At 60.4% G+C, this 17,228-nt stretch carries 15 protein-coding genes; 7 read left to right on the top strand and 8 right to left on the bottom strand.

Features of this window, described 5'->3' with window-relative positions; translation table 11 throughout:
- Positions 1-882 (bottom strand): serine O-acetyltransferase, encoded by an 882-nt coding sequence (locus AC3RLQ_RS22800; RefSeq protein ID WP_493030967.1) that lies wholly within the window; start codon positions 880-882, stop codon positions 1-3.
- Positions 883-1,011: 129 nt separating this feature from the next.
- On the opposite strand from AC3RLQ_RS22800, the gene AC3RLQ_RS22795 reads away from it, so the two are divergent.
- From AC3RLQ_RS22795 to AC3RLQ_RS22770, 6 genes are all read left to right on the top strand, one after another.
- The gene (locus tag AC3RLQ_RS22795; protein WP_493030966.1) at positions 1,012-1,623 is read left to right on the top strand and encodes an HD domain-containing protein; all 612 of its coding nucleotides are present in this window, start codon (positions 1,012-1,014) and stop codon (positions 1,621-1,623) included.
- A 61-nt stretch (positions 1,624-1,684) separates the two neighbouring features.
- Positions 1,685-4,150 carry a DEAD/DEAH box helicase gene (locus AC3RLQ_RS22790; RefSeq protein ID WP_493030965.1) on the top strand — a complete coding sequence of 822 codons (2,466 nt, stop codon included), beginning with the start codon at positions 1,685-1,687 and terminating at the stop codon, positions 4,148-4,150.
- Between the two features lie 109 nt (positions 4,151-4,259).
- Complete coding sequence (locus tag AC3RLQ_RS22785; RefSeq protein ID WP_493030964.1) at positions 4,260-5,186, top strand: 2-dehydropantoate 2-reductase; 927 nt, start codon at positions 4,260-4,262, stop codon at positions 5,184-5,186.
- 11 nt (positions 5,187-5,197) lie between these two features.
- On the top strand, positions 5,198-5,956 hold the full coding sequence (locus AC3RLQ_RS22780) for a purine-nucleoside phosphorylase (protein WP_493030963.1): 759 nt from the start codon (positions 5,198-5,200) through the stop codon (positions 5,954-5,956).
- Between the two features lie 41 nt (positions 5,957-5,997).
- Complete coding sequence (locus tag AC3RLQ_RS22775) at positions 5,998-6,252, top strand: hypothetical protein (RefSeq protein ID WP_493030962.1); 255 nt, start codon at positions 5,998-6,000, stop codon at positions 6,250-6,252.
- A 105-nt stretch (positions 6,253-6,357) separates the two neighbouring features.
- On the top strand, positions 6,358-7,374 hold the full coding sequence (locus AC3RLQ_RS22770; protein WP_493030961.1) for an IS630 family transposase: 1,017 nt from the start codon (positions 6,358-6,360) through the stop codon (positions 7,372-7,374).
- Between the two features lie 238 nt (positions 7,375-7,612).
- On the opposite strand, the gene bioB is transcribed toward AC3RLQ_RS22770, so the two are convergent.
- Positions 7,613-8,650 (bottom strand): biotin synthase BioB, encoded by a 1,038-nt coding sequence (gene bioB, locus AC3RLQ_RS22765; protein WP_461524485.1) that lies wholly within the window; start codon positions 8,648-8,650, stop codon positions 7,613-7,615.
- Positions 8,651-8,895: 245 nt separating this feature from the next.
- Between bioB and AC3RLQ_RS22760 the strand changes: the two genes are divergently transcribed.
- Entirely contained in the window at positions 8,896-10,164 is a 1,269-nt protein-coding gene (locus AC3RLQ_RS22760; RefSeq protein ID WP_493030960.1) for a Gfo/Idh/MocA family protein, read from the top strand.
- A gap of 113 nt (positions 10,165-10,277) precedes the next feature.
- Here the strand turns inward: AC3RLQ_RS22760 and AC3RLQ_RS22755 are convergent, their stop codons facing one another.
- From AC3RLQ_RS22755 to AC3RLQ_RS22730, 6 genes are all read right to left on the bottom strand, one after another.
- Positions 10,278-12,008: a hypothetical protein gene (locus AC3RLQ_RS22755; RefSeq protein ID WP_493030959.1), complete on the bottom strand. Its 1,731-nt coding sequence runs from the start codon at positions 12,006-12,008 to the stop codon at positions 10,278-10,280.
- Positions 12,009-12,087: 79 nt separating this feature from the next.
- A complete protein-coding gene (locus tag AC3RLQ_RS22750) occupies positions 12,088-12,639 on the bottom strand; it encodes a GDYXXLXY domain-containing protein (RefSeq protein WP_493030958.1) in 552 nt (183 codons plus the stop codon).
- Positions 12,636-13,967, bottom strand: coding sequence for a DUF2157 domain-containing protein (locus AC3RLQ_RS22745; protein ID WP_493030957.1), 1,332 nt, complete (start codon positions 13,965-13,967; stop codon positions 12,636-12,638). The genes AC3RLQ_RS22750 and AC3RLQ_RS22745 overlap by 4 nt, the downstream gene beginning before the upstream one ends.
- Positions 13,968-14,058: 91 nt before the next feature.
- Positions 14,059-15,063 carry a GumC domain-containing protein gene (locus tag AC3RLQ_RS22740; RefSeq protein WP_493030956.1) on the bottom strand — a complete coding sequence of 335 codons (1,005 nt, stop codon included), beginning with the start codon at positions 15,061-15,063 and terminating at the stop codon, positions 14,059-14,061.
- Positions 15,064-15,072: 9 nt separating this feature from the next.
- Positions 15,073-16,116, bottom strand: a complete 1,044-nt coding sequence (locus AC3RLQ_RS22735; protein ID WP_493030955.1) for a GumC domain-containing protein — start codon at positions 16,114-16,116, stop codon at positions 15,073-15,075.
- A gap of 9 nt (positions 16,117-16,125) precedes the next feature.
- Positions 16,126-17,154 carry a hypothetical protein gene (locus tag AC3RLQ_RS22730; protein WP_493030954.1) on the bottom strand — a complete coding sequence of 343 codons (1,029 nt, stop codon included), beginning with the start codon at positions 17,152-17,154 and terminating at the stop codon, positions 16,126-16,128.
- Positions 17,155-17,228 lie beyond the last annotated feature (74 nt).

Genomic DNA, 17,228 nt, shown 5'->3' with positions numbered 1-17,228 from the left:
TCACTTCTTCTTTTTGACCTGCACCTTGTGTTCCTGCTCACCCAGAGCGTAGAGCATGTCGGGGGCCACAGATTCGAGGATGAATACGTTTGCGCCGATGGTGCTGCGCGCACCGATGATCGTGTCGCCGCCGACAATCGTCGCATTGGCATACACGGTGACGTGGTCTTCCAGCGTGGGGTGGCGCTTCTTGCCACGCAGCGCCTGCCCGGCGGCGAGGGAGCGTGCGACGAGGCCGACGCCTTGGTAGAGCTTCACGTGATTTCCCAGCGTGGCGGTCTCACCGATGACCACGCCCGTGCCGTGGTCGATGAAGAAGTGCGTGCCGATCTCCGCGCCGGGGTGAATGTCGATGCCGGTGCGGCTGTGCGCCCACTCCGTCATCATGCGCGGGATCACGGGCACGTTCTTCAGGTAGAGCACATGGGCCGTGCGCTGAATCGCGATGGCTTCGAGTCCGGGATAGGCGAGGATGATTTCTTCAAAACCACGCGCAGCGGGATCTCCTGCATAGGCGGCCTCCACATCCATTTTCAGCAGGGCACGCACTTCGGCCAGCCTCATCAAGAAACTGCAAACCACGTCAGCGGCTTCGGCATCCCGATTTTCATGATTGCCATTGAGGCGCAGGCTGCGGCGCACTTCCACGTTCAGGCGCTCACGAATGCTGGCGACGAGCTCATTGGTCATCAGCTCCAGCTCCTGGGAAGACACGGCCTCGTCGGAAAAGAAGCCGGGAAAGAGCAGATGAAGAAGATCCTCGCAGAGCGTGGCAATGGCGCGTTTGGACGGCAGATTGCCGCAATCGACATGGTTGATCCCGCCCACCTCGTGATACGAGGTCATCAGGCTGGAAACGATTTCATTTTGGCGGCAATCCATGTGTGCACTCAGCGATACCGTGCTGTGATCTGGATTCAAGCGCGGGGGTGAGATGATTGCTGTGAATAACTCAGGGTTTGCAGCTTCGTCTGGCAATTGCAGCCCTGTGTCCCAAATTGTTTCCTCCTCATGATGACTTCAAACGTACGCTTCGAAACCCTTTGGAGACGTCTGAGTTTGTCGGGCGAGGCCTCCGTCTGGCATGCGCGGCTGCTGGAATGCTATGCGGAGCCACAGCGTGCGTACCACACCATGCAGCATCTCGAAGAGTGCCTGCTCCTTTTGGACGACGCCAAGGCGACGGGTTTGATCGCGCAGCCGGATCTCATCGAGATGGCCTTGTGGTTTCATGATGCGGTGTATGACCCTCAGGGCGGCGAGAACGAAGAACTTAGCGCAAAGATGGCGCTGGAGGCGCTCGGCAATCATGAAATGGCGCGCGAGGTGGCGCGGCTCATCCTGCTGACGAAATCACACCGGCCGGGAGACGGACCGGATGATGCGTGGATCATCGACATTGATCTCTCGATCTTCGCGCAGCCCATGAAGCGGGTGCTGGAATATGAGCGGCAGATTCGTGCGGAGTATGCGTGGGTGCCGCAGGCGGTGTATGCGGAGAAACGTGCGGAGATTCTGACTGGCTTCTTGAAGCGCGAGCACATCTACCTCACCGCATGGGCACGTGAGCGGCTTGAATCGCGGGCACGGGAGAATCTGCGTGCATTGATCGAATCAATTTAAACACAGTGTTTTCCACCGCCAGCATTGCGGGCAGAGCGACGCCGTTCTAGAGACAGGAGTCGTGCTTCCATCTCTCAACCAGCTCAAACTCCCCGATCCGTGGCAGCACCAGGCGGTGAATTTGCTGCGTTCGGGCTGTGATGTGGTGGTCAGTGCGCCGACGGGAGCGGGGAAGACCTACATTTTTGAGCTGCTGCATCAGGGCCGTCATCTGCAAGGTCCGGCGATCTACACGGTGCCGACGAGGGCGCTGGCGAATGACAAGTACGCCGAGTGGAAAGAGGCGAAGTGGAATGTGGGCATCGCCACGGGGGACATCGCGGAGAATGTGGATGCGCCTGTTGTTGTTGCCACGCTGGAGACGCAGATCGAGCGGCTGGTGCGCGGCGAAGGTCCGGCGCTGCTGGTGATTGATGAGTATCAGATGATCTCGGACCACTCGCGGGGTGCGAACTACGAAGCCGCCATCGCCCTGGCGCCGCAGGGCACGCGGCTGCTGCTGCTGAGCGGATCGGTGGCGAATCCCGAGGATGTGGCGGCATGGCTGGTGAGCCTGGGACGCAAGGCGGAAGTGGTCATGACGCGTGAACGGCCCGTGCCTCTGGAAGAAGTGCCGATGGAGACGCTGCCGCAGCGTCAGAAGCAGTTTCAGAACTACTGGCCGCGTTTTGCTGCGGCGGTGATGATGGCCGATCTCGCGCCGCTGCTGATCTTTGCACCGCGCCGCAAAGAGGCGGAGTCGATTGCGCGCAGGCTGGCCGCTGATCTGCCGATGGGTGATCCGCTGGAGCTCACGGCGGAACAGCGTGCGGTATGTGGAAAAGATCTGGCCACGCTGCTGGAGAAACGCGTGGCTTTTCACCACAGCGGGCTGTCGTATGGCGCGCGTGCAGGGGTGATCGAGCCGCTGGCGAAAGCAGGGCAGCTTCGTGCCATCGCAGCGACGATGGGACTCGCGGCAGGCATCAATTTCTCCGTGCGCAGCGTGCATGTGGCCGGCACGACGTTTCACGATGGCAAGAGCGAGCACAAACTCGCGCCAGATGAACTGCTGCAGATGTATGGCCGCGCCGGAAGACGCGGACTGGACGACAAAGGTCATGTGATCACCAGTCGTGACAGCCCTTCCATCTTTGATGCGCGGCCTGCGCGGCTGCACCGCAGCACCCTGCTGGCATGGCCGATCTTTCTGCGCGTGATGAAACATGCCGCGCTGCGGGAGGAGAATCCTTTCGAGGCCGCCACACGCTTTGCAGGAAGGTTGTTTGCCAAAGTACCACCGCTGCTCGGGCTGGAGGAGCTGGAGCCGAATGTGGTGCATCCGCAGCATGAGAATGCGAAGGCACTCTTTGGACTCGAAGCCACGGAGAAGCAGGTATTGAACTCTTACGGTGAGTGGGAGCGCAAGCATCGCCATGCACTGCAACGCGTGCCCCTGAGCCGTGTACATGCGGTGCTGAGTGTTCCGGCTTTCGCCGCGAAGTTTGCGCATGGCATCGGCCGTGTGGGGAAAATCCGCCGCGAAAAGGAAGTGACCTACGGAGTGGAAATCAGCCTCGGCACGCCGGTCGGAGATGACGTGAAGCCGACGAAGTCGATTCGCCGTTTGCTCAAGCTGCCGCGCAACGCAGAAACGATACCGCTGGAGGAAATCACCGTGCTGCATGCGGGTGACCTCGCGAAGGCCATCCTCGACCATGGCGAAGACGTCATTCCAGATGTGGCCCCTGAATTCATCGGCACGATCACGAAGGAGAACCTGGTCTTTGCCTGCTTCGATCTCGCGCCCATCGAGGTGATGGCCTATGAGGATGGTCATGGCAGGCTGCTCTTTGCACCGCAGGAACGCAGCATCGTGGTGCAGAATGCGACTGGGGTTCACATGGCCGAAACGGCGACGACTGATCGCGAGCCGCGTGGCGGCTCACCGATTCATGCGTGGCGCACGCTGGGTCTGATCGATGCCGATGGCGTGCCGACGCGGCGTGGAGAAATCTTCAGCTTCTTCCAGCATGGTGAAGGGCTGGCGATTGTGGCGGCGCTGGAGGATGAAAGCTATCCTGCGGATGATCTGGTGCATCACCTGGCGAATTTGCGCAGCGGCTCCAAGTTTGATCTGCCGCTGGACTGTGGCTCCGAACGACTCGCGGCGGTTTGTCGCGGCACGTATGGGTTTGTGAATCACCACGGCTACCTCGAGAATGGTTTGCCGGATGACTATGGCGAAGGCGCGGCGGAATTGCTCGATGCGCTGCTGCATCCGGAGCAGCCCGGTGCCCAGGATTTGAAGGCGGGCATCGCTGAAGGGGACATTTCACGCGCGTATGTTGAATGGCTGAGTCTGCTGAGGCACATCACGCATGCGCCCGATCACTCGTGGCGGAGGTGGAGGGAGTTGAAGGAAGCGGCGAAGCAGACGCTCAAACACCACACCAAGACGCTGAGGCATTTCTTCCATCTCGATCTGCCGCCGCTGACGAACAAGCAGAGGCATGGCAAGACGCGGCATTATTTGATGGTGAAGTAGTGCGGGCAATCCTGCCCGCATTTGAGCGCGTCCTTCGCGGGCAGGATTGCCCGCACTACTTATGCTTGTGATGATTTGAAGAATCACCGATGCACCCCACACTGCGCCTATGAATCTGGACCACCCCCGCATCGCCATCATCGGCTCCGGTGCCGTCGGCTGCTATTACGGTGGCCGGCTGGCGCAGCATGGAAATGAGGTGCATTTTCTCATGCGCTCGGATTATGAGCAGGTGAAGCAGCACGGGCTCAAGGTCAGCAGCCCTCTCGGCGACTTCGAACTGCCGCAGGTGTACTGCCACCGCAGCACGGCGGAGATCGGGGAGTGCGATCTGGTGATCATCGCGATGAAGGCCACAGCGAATGAGGCGCTGCTGGAGCTGCTGCCGCCGCTGCTGCACAAAAAGTCGATGATCCTCACGTTGCAAAACGGCCTGGGCAGCGATGACTTTCTGGCACGGCACTTTGGCTCCGCGCATGTGCTGGGCGGACTGTGCTTTGTGTGCATCAACCGCATCGCGCCGGGGGTGATTCATCACATCGCGCAGGGGCAGATTGCTCTGGGCGAGCACAGTGGAGCGCCGCAGGTGCGCACGGAGGCACTGGCGGCGGAGTTCCGGCGCTGTGGCATCGAGTGCAAGGTGGAGCCGAGTTTGATCGCGGCGCGGTGGAAGAAGCTGGTGTGGAATATTCCGTTCAACGGCCTCTCGATTGCAGCAGGTGGCAAAGACACGGCGGCGATTTTGGCGGATCCGGTGTTGGAGCAGCGGGTGCGGGATTTGATGCGTGAGATCATCGACACTGCGGGAAAGCTGGGGCATGCGATTCCGCTGTCGCTGATTGATGACATGATCGAGCGGACGCGCACCATGTCCGCGTACAAGCCGAGCAGCCTCATCGATTTTCTTGCGGGCAGCGAGGTGGAGCTGGAGGCGATCTGGGGCGAGCCGGTGCGCCAAGCTAAGGCGGCGGGGATTGAGATGCCGCAGGTGGAGAGGTTGTATCAGGAGTTGAAGGAGAGGATTGCCGCCAGATAGTGGTCCGCAATATGTCCCTCATCGCCCTTCAAAACGCCCGTCCTGAAACTGCGATTGTGCTGGGTTCCGGTCTCGGAGCCGTGGCGGATGCATTTGGAATCGAAAGTGAAGTTGCGTATGGCGAGGTGCCAGGGCTGAGTGCTTCCACGGTGCCGGGACATGCGGGGCGGTTTGTTTTAGCGCAGCACCACGGCAAGCCCATCCTCATCGCGCAAGGGCGGCGGCATTTGTATGAGGGCCTCACGGCGCATGAGGTCACGGCAAGCATCCGCTTCATGCATGAGATCGGCGTGAAGCGTGTCGTGCTCACGAACGCGGCGGGGGCGATCCATGAGAACTTCCATGTGGGTGGTTTGATGCTGATCACAGATCACATCAATCTCCAGGGTACCACACCGTTGCTCGGCGGGCCGAACTTCCATGACATGAGCGAGGTCTATTCGCGGGCGTGGTGTGAGAAGTTTCACGCGGCGAGTTTGGAGATCGGTCTGAAGCTGCATGCAGGCGTGTATGCCGGGCTGCTGGGACCGCAGTACGAAACCCCGGCGGAAATCCGCATGCTGCGCACGCTGGGTGCAGATGCTGTGGGCATGTCCACGGTGGCTGAGGCGATTCAGGCGCGTGCGCTTGGGATGGAAGTGGCGGGGATTTCAATGCTCACCAACTGGGCCGCCGGCCTGCGTGCGCAGACGCTGCACCACGCGGAGGTGGTGGAGGTGGGCAAGACGGCGGGGATGTATCTGGCACGGCTGCTGAAGGCGGCGGTGTGATAAGCTTTACGATAAACAGAATAGCTTCATTAATTCCATCTATGAATTCACCGAGTTATTGCCGAATCTTTGCCTCACTTGCTTTGCTGCTTGTTTCAACCTTAGTAGTTGCACAGACAGACGTATCGAGAGCAAAAGATAAGCTGGATGCGTTGCTCAAGGAATTTCCGGGAATGTTCCGTGATGCATTGCATGAATATGCCACAATACGGCTCAGGGATGAAACGCTGATGGAGTCCAGAAAAGAGTTTGAGGCGAACAACAAAATTACCGAACTGAAGCTGGATCAAATATAGCGATTTCCAAAACTGATTTCCGGATAGCGGAGCAAAAAGTGCTGTACAAAACGTGCGGCAGTGCTTTGAGGATGGTTGTTGAGAGCGCAAGAACTCAGACCTGATGTGGACAACGCCACGCTGGAGCAACTCCAGGCGGCGATGGAGGCCGCGCCCAACAAGCGCAGCTATATCAGGCTGGCCGCCATGCGCTGCCTGCTGCGAGGCATGGACCGTGTGGATGTCTGCGAAACCTTCTGCCGCAGCGAGCGCATGGTTCGGCTCTGGATCATCAAATACAACCATGGAGGCATCGACGCGCTCATCAGCAAACCCACGGGAGGCAGAAGACGCAAGATCGCCCTGCAACGGCTCGAAGAGGTGCTGGTGCCCGTGCTCAAAGACCCCGCCCAGGCGGCCATGGAGCACTGGACTGGCGTGAAGGTCCACGGCTGGCTGCTCGGGCGGCTCCAGGCCGAGCTGAGCTACAGCACCGTGGTGCGCTATCTCCATGACCTGGACTTTCACCTGCGCGTGCCGCGTCCCTGGCCGCTGCCCCTGCTGGATGAACCCGAGCGTGAGGCGCAGCGCCAGAGCTTCCGCACGCAGATCGCCACACTGGCCGCAGACCCACAGGTCGAGCTTTGGTTCGGTGACGAGTGCGGCGTGGATGGCGATCCCCGGCCAAGACGCCGGTGGGTGCAGCCGGGCAGCAAGCCCAGGGTGCCGCATCTCGGCAAGCATATCCGCCGCAGCGTCGTAGGGGCAGTCTGTCCGCAGAGCGGCGAGTTCTTCAGCCTCATGTTTGATGGCGTCGATGGCGCTGTCTTCCAGTGCTGGCTTGACGAACTGGCGCGCAGCGTGCCAGCGAAACCGGATCTGCGCCGGGTGCTGGTGCTCGACAACGCCTCCTGGCACAAGGTCAAAACGCTCAACTGGCACCACTTCGAAGCACTGTTCCTGCCGCCTTACAGCCCGGACTTCAACCCTATTGAGCGGCTGTGGCTGCGCCTGAAGGCCGACTTCTTTGCCGACTGGATCGCACGCAGCGGCGCGGAGCTCGAAGACCGTCTCTGCCACGCTCTCAACCACTTCATGTCATCGGCCTCTCAGACCGCCTCCATCTGCTCGATCCGGAAATGAGTTTTGCGATTTGCTATATCTGATGATTCACCACAAGTTTCATTCAGATTAGGCAACTCAACCACCCCAGAAACTTATTGGGAATTCACCCTGAATGTCAAAGACCAGAAGTGGGTGTTTTCACGCGCCATTGCTTCCACTGATGGCTTCCAATTGACGCTTTTAGATAGCGACTCCGGGCCATTTTTACGCAAGGCTTTCGCAAAGTTGCAGTCGAATGAAATAGCGAAATAGATTTCTAGCAACACCCGTTCGCCTTCTCCATCTCACAGGCATGCTCCTCAGTGCAGCAGGGCATCAGCGGGCGGCCTTCGGTGGCTTCGGGGGCTTCCATTTCGGGATTGGGGGCCTGGGGGGCGAGGCCGAGGTCGCGGAGGAGTTTCATGTCCTCGTTGGCGCGGGGGTTGGCGGCGGTGAGGAGTTTGTCGCCGTAGAAGATGGAGTTGGCTCCGGCGAAGTAGGCGAGGGCCTGGGCTTCGCGGCTCAGATTGGTGCGGCCGGCGCTGAGGCGCACCTTGGCCTTCGGCACGGCGATGCGGGTGACGGCGATCATGCGGATGAAGGCGAAGGAATCGACGACTTCATTGTCACCCATCGGCGTGCCTTTGATCGGCATGAGGGCGTTGATCGGGATGCTCTCGGGCTGGGGATTGAAGTTGGAAATGACTTCCAGCATCTTCAGGCGGTCTTCGATGGTCTCGCCGAGGCCGAGGATGCCGCCGCAGCAGACGGACATGCCGGCATCCTGCGCGTGGCGGATGGTGCGCAGGCGGTCGTCGAAGGTGTGGGTGCTGACGATGTTCGGGTAGTGCTCCGGGGAGGTGTCCACGTTGTGGTTGTAGGCGGTGACGCCGGCTTCCTTGAGATCGGTGGCCTCGTCCGCGCCGAGTTCGCCGAGGGTGACGCAGACCTCCATGCCGAGCTTGGAAACGTCGCGCACGATGTCGAGCACCTGGTCGAACTTCTGGGTGCCTTTGCGCACGCCCTTCCAGGCGGCGCCCATGCAGAAACGGGTGGAGCCGCTGGCACGGGCGGCGAGGGCGCGCTCCATGACCTGCTCCTTGGGCATGAGATTTTCTTTCTGCAGGCCGGTGCTGTAGCGGGCGCTCTGGGCGCAGTAGCCGCAGTCTTCGCTGCAACCGCCAGTCTTGATGCTGAGGAGGGTGCAGAGCTGCACTTCGTTGCCGGTCCAATGCTCGTCATGCACGGCGCGGGCCTGCTTGAGGAGGTCGAAAAAGGGCTGGTGATAGATGCGGTGAAGTTCGGCGAAAGTCATGGCGGATGGTGGCAGCCCCGATAGTGGGCGAAAATGGGCCGGATGCACGGGGAAAGTGCGGCTCTGCATCGGCTTCGATTTGGCCCGGAATTGAAACAACCACGGAATACACTGAATACACGGAATCCAGAGTCTTGGTTCAGTTTCCGTGTATTGCAGTGTATTCCGTGGTCAACTCTCAGGCTGCTGGTGAATGGATTGGCATGCAAGACAGGCCCCTCCGGTGCCGATTTGGTCTCACCATCATGAACCGCCGCACTTTTTTCCACCAAACGTCCGCGCTCGCTGCGGTGTCCGCTCTTCCGAAAATCTATGCCGCTGATGAAGCGGGCAGGAAGGTCAAAGTGGCGGTGGTGGCGCTGGGGCGTGGCATGCAGCACGTGCAGGCCCTGCTCAAAATCCCGGGCGTGGAGATCGCCTACCTGGCCGAAGTGGACCCGAAGCGCCTTGAATTGGGCCTCAAAGTCGTCAATGACACGCAGAAGGTGTCCTGTGTGGGCGTGAAGGATTTCCGCACCATCTTGGATGACAAGACGCTGGATGCCGTCTTCATCGCGACGCCAAATTTCTGGCACACGCCGGCCGCGCTGCTGTGCATGCAGGCGGGCAAGCACGTCTATGTGGAGAAACCCGGCAGCCAGAACGCGCATGAGGCGGAGATGATCGTGGCGGCGTCGAAGAAGTATGATCGTCTGGTGCAGATGGGCAATCAGCGCCGCACGTGGATGAAGGAGGCGATCGAGGCGCTGCATGGCGGTGCCATCGGCCCCGTGCGCTTTGGCCGTGGCTTCTACTACAACACGCGCAAGTCCGTGGCGACGAACGAGAAGCCGGCCTCACCGGACATCGACTACAACCTGTGGCAGGGGCCCGTGCCGGATGATGCGAAGCATGATTTCAAATCGCTCGCTCACTACGACTGGCACTGGTTCTGGCACTGGGGCAACGGCGAACTGGGCAACAACGGCATCCACTCGCTGGACATCCTGCGCTGGGGCCTCAAGGGCGACTACCCGCTGCGCACAACCTACAACGGCGGCCGCTACTTCTACAATGACGCGCAGGAAACGCCGGACACGGGAACGGCGGTGTATGATTTCGGCCACGCCGGCTGCGAGTGGGTGCAGAGCAGCTGCCACGCACGTGCGGCGGAGAAGCCGCTGGCGGAAGTGATCTTCTATGGCGACAACGGCACCATGGGCATCTCACGCGACTCCTGGATCAATTACGACCTGAAGGGCGTCGAGATGAGCAAAGGCAAAGGCGCGGGTGGTGGCGATGTCGCGCACATGGGCAATTTCATCGAGGCCATCCGTGGCAATGCGAAGCTGAACAGTCCGATCGAAGAAGGCCAGAAGAGCACCATGATGTGCCACCTGGGGAACATGGCCTACCGCACGAACACGGTGGTGAAGTGTGATCCGAAGACCGGGAAGGTGCTGGATAACGCGGAGGCGCTGAAGCTCTGGGGCCGCGATGGTGGCTACCGCAAGGGGTGGGAGCCGAAGATTTGAAGTAGCCTTGTTGCTGCGCAACAAGGACGGCTCCGCTCCTCCCACACGGCACGGTAGTCCCACACGGCTGCCGTTGCGGCGCTTTCCCCTGTTCCGCAGGAACAGGGGCAACTTTACCGAAAAACCACGTCCACGCCCATGGCGCTTTCCTTGGCGAAGCCGGGAATCCAATGTGGTTTTCGCAGGGCGATGACGCGGTAGATCATGGACAGCACGTGCAGGATGAGCAGGCGGTCGATCAGGCGGTAGCCGCGGCGGCGGCGCATGAGGAGCTCGATGGCCCAGCCGAGGTAGCGGCGGTGCAGCCAGAAGGGTTTGAAGTCGGTCTTGATGCGGTAGCGGGCGCGCAGGCCGCGCTTGGCGTAGGTGGCTTTGTAGGCGCGCTTGGCTTCGCGGAGACGAGTCTCCATTTCGGGGGTGAACTCGGTGAAGTAATACTCACGGGCCAGCGCCAGCAGGCGGAAGGTGTCGCGCATGTATTCGAGATCGGCCACGGGCACACCGGCGCGTGGGGCGAGGGCGATCATCTGGTCCAGGCGATCCATGCAGCGGGCGGCGCTGAGCAGGGCGGCTCCTGGCTCCTGCACAAAGTAGAGCAGCAGCTTTTTGACGCTGTGATTGATGAAGATGTTCCCCCAATAGACCTGGAGCAGCGGCGGGATGCGCACGCGGCGGAAGAAGAGTTTTTGCTGCGCGAATTCTTCCACGTAAAGGAGCTCGCGGATGACTTCGTCCGAGTAGCGGAGGAGTTCGATCAGGGCTTCGGCATCGCCGAGGGAGCGTTCTTTGGCAAAGGCGCGCACAGCATCCTCCACGGGCATGGCATCCTTGATGAGGCGGATGGTGACGAAGGTGTTAAGGTCGATCCAGACCGCTTCCGGGTCGATGAGCGCGATGCGGCGGAAGGGGACCCAGCCGCCGGTCTGGCACCAGACCATGCAGCCGATGACGTTCTTCGCGTGCTTCAGCTCCTGCGCGTAGCGCTCGTATTCCCAGCCGGTGAAGCTGGGGTACTCACCGCAGCCTTCGTACTCGCGGCGCGTTTGCAGCTCGACGATCTTCGCCACTTCGGTGCGGAAGAAATTCGAGTTCAGCGGCAGGTAGCGGAAGAAATCGGACTCGCCGTATTTCATGGAGATGACGAGCGCCGGGCTGGTGAGGCCTTCAAACACGCGGGTGAAAGTGCCGCGGTGCCACATGAGATCGCCGATGCGATACGCGCCCACGGTCCAGGTGCGGAAGATGAGGCGGCGCGCATGCTTCTCGCACACGGGCAGCAGATCGAGCAGGAGCTGGCGCGCCTGCGCAGGTTTTTGGATGACGAGCTCGCTGCGGAACTCATCGTGCACACCTTTGCCATCGGCTTCGCCAATGCGCAGGATGATGCCGGCCACCTGCGGGAAGCTCACAAAGAAGCCATCGAGCAATTCGGCGAGGTAGTCGTTCACCTCGCGCTTGGCTTCCATCATGTGCCGCCGCAGTTCCGGCGTGTAGGTCATGACGTCCATGGTGAGATGGATCTGCAGGCCGCGCGAGGTGAAGATCTCGAAGCAGCGGGTGAATTCCTCGCGGTAGTGGGCGATGCGCTCACGCAGCTCAGGCTCGAGCCAGGCGTGATCGGCGAGATGGGTTACGTCATCGAGCGAGACGGCATTGAAGCCCCAGGCGGCGGCTTGATCAGCGAAGCGGGTGAGGTCTGCGCGCACATGCGCCCACCAGGCGTCTGCGGTGGCATCGCGCGTTTTGGGCAGGTGGTGCCAGGGGATCTTGGACCAGTTGATCGTACGCACGTCATGCCCGCGAAAGAAGGGGCCGATGGCGTCGATGAGGTGGAGCGATTGCAAGCGCCGCGAATGGAAGCACGCGGGGGCGGGATGCAAGTGACGATCTCGACGGGGTGAGAGTGGGCGGGCTGGGCGGGGTTTACTTCATCCGTTCCCTGAGGATCTCGCGGAAGGGCTTGCCGTCGAAGCTCAGGTCTTCGAGCACGGCGCGGCCGTTGAGAACCCGCACCTCGGCGATGATGCCCTGCTCGCTGCGGATGTTTTCGGCGAACCACTTGTCGGCCTCGGGTGCGAGCTTTTCGTTGACGTAAAAGCGGTCGAAGGGCCAGTCGATCCTGACCTTGTGGTCATACGCGTAGCCTGATTTGACCCGGAGGTAGGCGCCGTTCGCGGGAGGTGTGAGTGAGATGGTGGAGACGGTGGCGAAGCCATCGGCACCCGTGGTGAGCTCTGCATACACGTCAGCGCCTTGCTTCAGTTCCAGGCCCGCAGGCACGGCAGCCTCGTTCTGGCTTGGGCGCACGGCGAGATACCGACCCCGCAGGGGATCGTAGGGATCAGGGGCGGTGCATTTAAGCTTGAAGAGCGTGCCTTGGGTGAGCACCTGCTCATGCGTCCAGATTTGGGACAAGGGCGCAGCCCACTGCGCCAGCACGGCGATGCCGAAGATGATCAAAGGAAGTGTTTTCATACGGCGGTGACTTGTTTTTGTTTGAGCTGACGGCTCATGAGGATGTTGAAGGCGAGGAAAGCGACTCCGACAGCAATGAAGGCCACCCCCTTGGCGAGGAGAGAGAAATGGCTGTCCGCCATGCGGGCGATGATGAGCACGGAGAGCAGGGAGGCGCCGAGACGCGGAGCGCCTTTTTTACCGGCGAACTCCAGCACGATGAGGGTGATGCCGATGGCGGTGAGATGCAGCGTGGCGAGCCAGGAGAGCAGCGTGCCGTAGTTCTTGTCCGTGTTCTGAACGAAAGGGCAGGCGATGAGAGGCAGCAGGGCCACCGAGGCGATGGACAGCACCGCCCAGCGTTTGCGTGCCACAGCCAGGAGCACGAAAGCCGCGAGCACCGTGAGCAGCCCCCAGCACCAGGGCAGCTGCAGCGCGTGCAAAGCTCCCCGGAGGATGTCGTCGCTCACATCATGAAAGGTTGCGACCACGCCATAGCCGAGCAGCCAGAGGGCACCGAGCTCGACCTGCGGCTTACGGCGCAGGGGTTCTTCGATGCCGTTTTGGCTGAGCGGAAAGAGAGCGAGTGCGGCGGCCGTGAGAGTCCAGAGCCAGAGAAAACATTGTGCGTTGTCGCTGAAGAAGCGGATGCCGGTATGGCTGGCGAAGACCGCAGCGCTGCCAAAGCCGATGGCGGCGCTGATCGTCATCACAAAGCGCAGGGAGAGCGAAGGCGAGGCTTGCATTTTCCATCCCGGCCAGCAGGGCAGCAGACCGAGCAGCAGCAGCGGATAAATCAAGGGACTGTCAAACCACGGTTTGCCGGGGCCCGCCTGATCAACGCTCCAGAGCGCGATGGCGATGAGGTAAAAGATCGCCACGGCCTGCGAGCGCAGCACCCAGACGAGAGGGAGGCTCAGCATGAACCACCAGAAGAGGAAATCCGGCCATTCACCGCCGAGATTGTAGATCTGCGAGACCAAGGCGATGCACGCGCCGGTGGCGAGCGCCTGCAGCAGCGCGGCTGTTTCACGCACCCATGCGGCAGTAGTAGCGTTGCTCACTAGCACGCGGAAACTGAAGAGCTGCGTGAGCAGCAGGGGCAGGAATGCGAAGAGCAGCCGCACGGGGCGCGAGAAATCATCCCAGTTGTAACCGATCACCGCGATCAAGCCGCTGCCGATGAGCAGAGCGCCGAGGGCTCCCATCACGATCTGCGCCGTTCCCGGCTGGGAGTCATCCACCGCGTTGCGCTCGCGCAAGGTGCGTGCCCCGTCTGCGGTGAGGATGCCTTCACGTTCCCACTGCGGGAGTTGTTCGAGGAGCCAGCGTTGGTGGGAGGTGTTCATGGGAGAGAGATAACGGGCCGAGTGTGAGGTGTTCGTCACAGAGTGGCGAATCGATAAACTCGATGGGTGCATCGATGGAGGCGATGGGGAGTCAACCCACCGCCCTTGGCCTTTGCGGTGGCTTGGGAGAACTCACGAGGAGGAGGCTCAGCACCAGGCCGATGAGGCCGCCGCCGACGGCAGTTACGACAACGGGCAGCCGCCATTCTTCGACGATTACGAAGGCAGGGGTGGCGCGTTCCTGGATGACGACGAAATCCGCATCCTCGATGGAGGTTTGGAGCTCACCCGCCTGTTCGAATTTTTTGTTATAGGCCTGTTTGACTGCATCAAATTTTTCAGTGAGCACGCGGAGCTCCGAGGTGGAGGCTTCCTGGCGTTGGAGCTGTGTTTCCATATCCTTGATTTCGAGTTCGATGGCGGATAGCCGGGTTTGCATCAGGGTGCGTGCGGCATCGTTTTCGGGCAGGGTTCCGATTTTGAGGCGGCGCTCGTCACGCTCGTTTCGCAGCGTGGTGAGGCGGGCCATGAGGCGCACATGCTCCAGGTTGGCACTGATGGAGCCCGCGCTGGCACGCGCTTTCTCCAGATCGGCTTCAGTCTCCTTCATCTCCTTCTGCAGGGCGGCAGCTTCGTTGAGCACCTTCTGAAGCGACCGGCCCAACGTCTTCTCACGAACGTCCCGCCGCAAGGCAATGAACTCATCCAGCAAGGCATCGAGAAAGATCCGAGTGGATTTGGGCTCCGGCCCGGTCGCGAAAAGGCTGATGGTGCCGCTGCCTTGGGTCTGGGTGGCACGAATGGCGATCTCACCCTTGTGGATATCGGGGCTCAGTGCGCTCAGGCGTTCCCAAGCGCGGCGGCTCATTTCGTCGCTTTCCAGAATGTCAGATGTGGTGCCTTCACTCAGCCCTAATTTCCTCTCCTCCAGCTCGCGGTTGATGAACTGAACGTTTGCCACAAGCTTTGCCTCCGACCGAAACGCCTCAGGTTTGCCAAGGATGCGGTATTCTTGAAATTTGGCACCGATGAGTGCGCCGATATAAGCGCAGCCCAGAATGATGCCGAGGCGAAGCAAGAAGCGTAAGACCATCATGGTAAAAAATTAATGCTTCCCGATTTCGACAGAACGGATGCCAGGCGGCAAGGTAAAAGGTGGCTCGGAAGAGCGCACGAGGAGCAGACTCAGCACCAGACCAACGAGAGCACCCAACAGTCCGCCACCACCGGCGCCCGCTGCGATGGGCCAGCGCCAGTCTTCGAGATGCTCTAAAGCAGGAGAAGCACGTTCCACTATGGCGACATAGTCTGCACTCGAGTGAAGGAACCCGTGATACGTTTCCACTGCATTTAAAAGCGCTCCATAGGCCAGTTTGGCGGTTTGATACCTGTGGTCGGCAGCCTGCAGTTCTTCGGACGCGTCTTTGTATCTGTGGAGCCCAGCCTCGATGGTTTGGATTTCTTGTTCGATGGGACCGAGCTGTGCCTGGAGCTTTTCTGCTTCATCAGCTCCCCGCGTTTTGATCTGCAGGCCGAGGTCTGTGCGTTGATCGCGCATGCGAATCAATCGAGCAGCAAGGCGTTTCTGCTCCGCCCTGGCTTCCACGGTGTCCACCTTTCTGCGCACCTGTTGCATTCGAGCCAACGCCTCTTCCAAGATCTTTTGTTTGGCGGCGACCTCCTGAAGAAATTGCGAGAGCAGTTTCCCTTGCTGTGAGAACCCACGAACACCCGAGCGGAAGGCGAAGTATTCATCAATCAGGGCATCGAGAAAGATTCTCGTATCTTTGGGATTTGAGCCGGTGGCCTGGAGGTTGAAGAGGGTGGTCTTCTTGGAACGGAATACACGAATGGACACCTCGCTGAGTTTCAGTTCAGGGTGCAACGCCTTCACGCGCACCAAGGCGCGGCGCTTCAATTCAGGGGACTCGAGGGTTTCGATAATCGTGCCGTAGAAGTCCAGCTGCCGCTCGCGCCAGTGCACGCTGTCATTGCCGCCGATCTGCCCGCCCGCGACGAGCTTTGCCACGGAACGAAACTCCTGCGGATTTTTGGCCAAGCGAAGTGCCTGGCTTACAGTGCCGAGGCTTGCTCCGATAAAAGCGCAGCCCAGAACGATGAGTAGGCGCGGCAGGCGTGAGGCGCTCATGTTAGTTTTTCATGAACCCGCCGCAGGCATCTGCGGTAGCCCGGGAGCGCGCACCAAGATCAGGCTCAGCACCAGGCCGATGAGTCCTCCCAGCAAACCACCGCCGCCGGCACCCACGGCGACGGGCAGCTTCCAGTCTTCGACGTTTTCGAAGGCAGGGGTGGCGCGTTCCTGGATGGCGACGTAGTCGGACGCTGAATTGAAGACAGACTGTATTTTCTCGACCTGTTCGAACAGCTTCTCATAGGCCAGCTTGTCCGTTTCGAGTTTTTCCTGCAGCGTCTTCAATTCATCGAGGGAGGCTTCCCTGCGATCCAGGTCTTTTTCGATGTCGTGGATTTCTGATTCGATGGCTTCAAGCTGGGTTTGCAAGGGCGCACGGGAGGCGTCGTCGTCTCTCATCGACTTGATCTTGAGACGGAGGTCGTCGCGCTGGTTGCGCTGGGCGTTGAGACGCGGCACGAGCCGCTCCAAGTCTGATCTGACGCTGAGCGTGGCTGACCCTTGGGCACGCGCTTTCTCCAGTTTCTTCGCAGAGTCTTCCATGGCCTTCTGCTTTGAAACCACCTCCTGAAGAAATTTCTGGAGCACCTTGCCCTGCGCCTGCTCGCGGATGCTTTGACGGAAGGAGATGAACTCATCGAGCAGGGCATCCAGAAAGACCCGGGTGTATTTCGGTTCAGCCCCGGTCGCGAGGATGTTGAAAATGGCACTGCCCTTGGTTTGAGCGACACGGATTTCCACATCGCTGTCTTGGAGATCAGGATTCAACGCTTTCACGCGCTCCAAGGCGCGGCGTTTCATTTCAGCGGACTCGATGGTTTCGATGATCGTGCCGTAGAAGTCCTGCTGCTGCTCACGCCACATGATGCTGTCATTGAAGACCATCTGGCCACCCGCGACGAGCTTTGCCAGCGAGCGGAACTCCTGGGGTCTGCCGGTGATACGGAGTGCCTGGCGCCAAACGCCCAGGCTGGCGCCAACCAAAGCGAAGACGAGAACGATGACGAGGCGGAGAATGATTCGGGAGGCACTCATGGTAAAATTGATGGAGGCCCGTTCTGCCAGAATGGCGGCCCGGTGGCCAGATAAATCCGGGGCCTATGACGCAG

This window comes from Prosthecobacter sp. GW821-HT29F12 (assembly GCF_058803405.1).
Note: the sequence above shows the minus strand (reverse complement) of the source record. Positions and strands in the feature narration are given on the sequence as shown.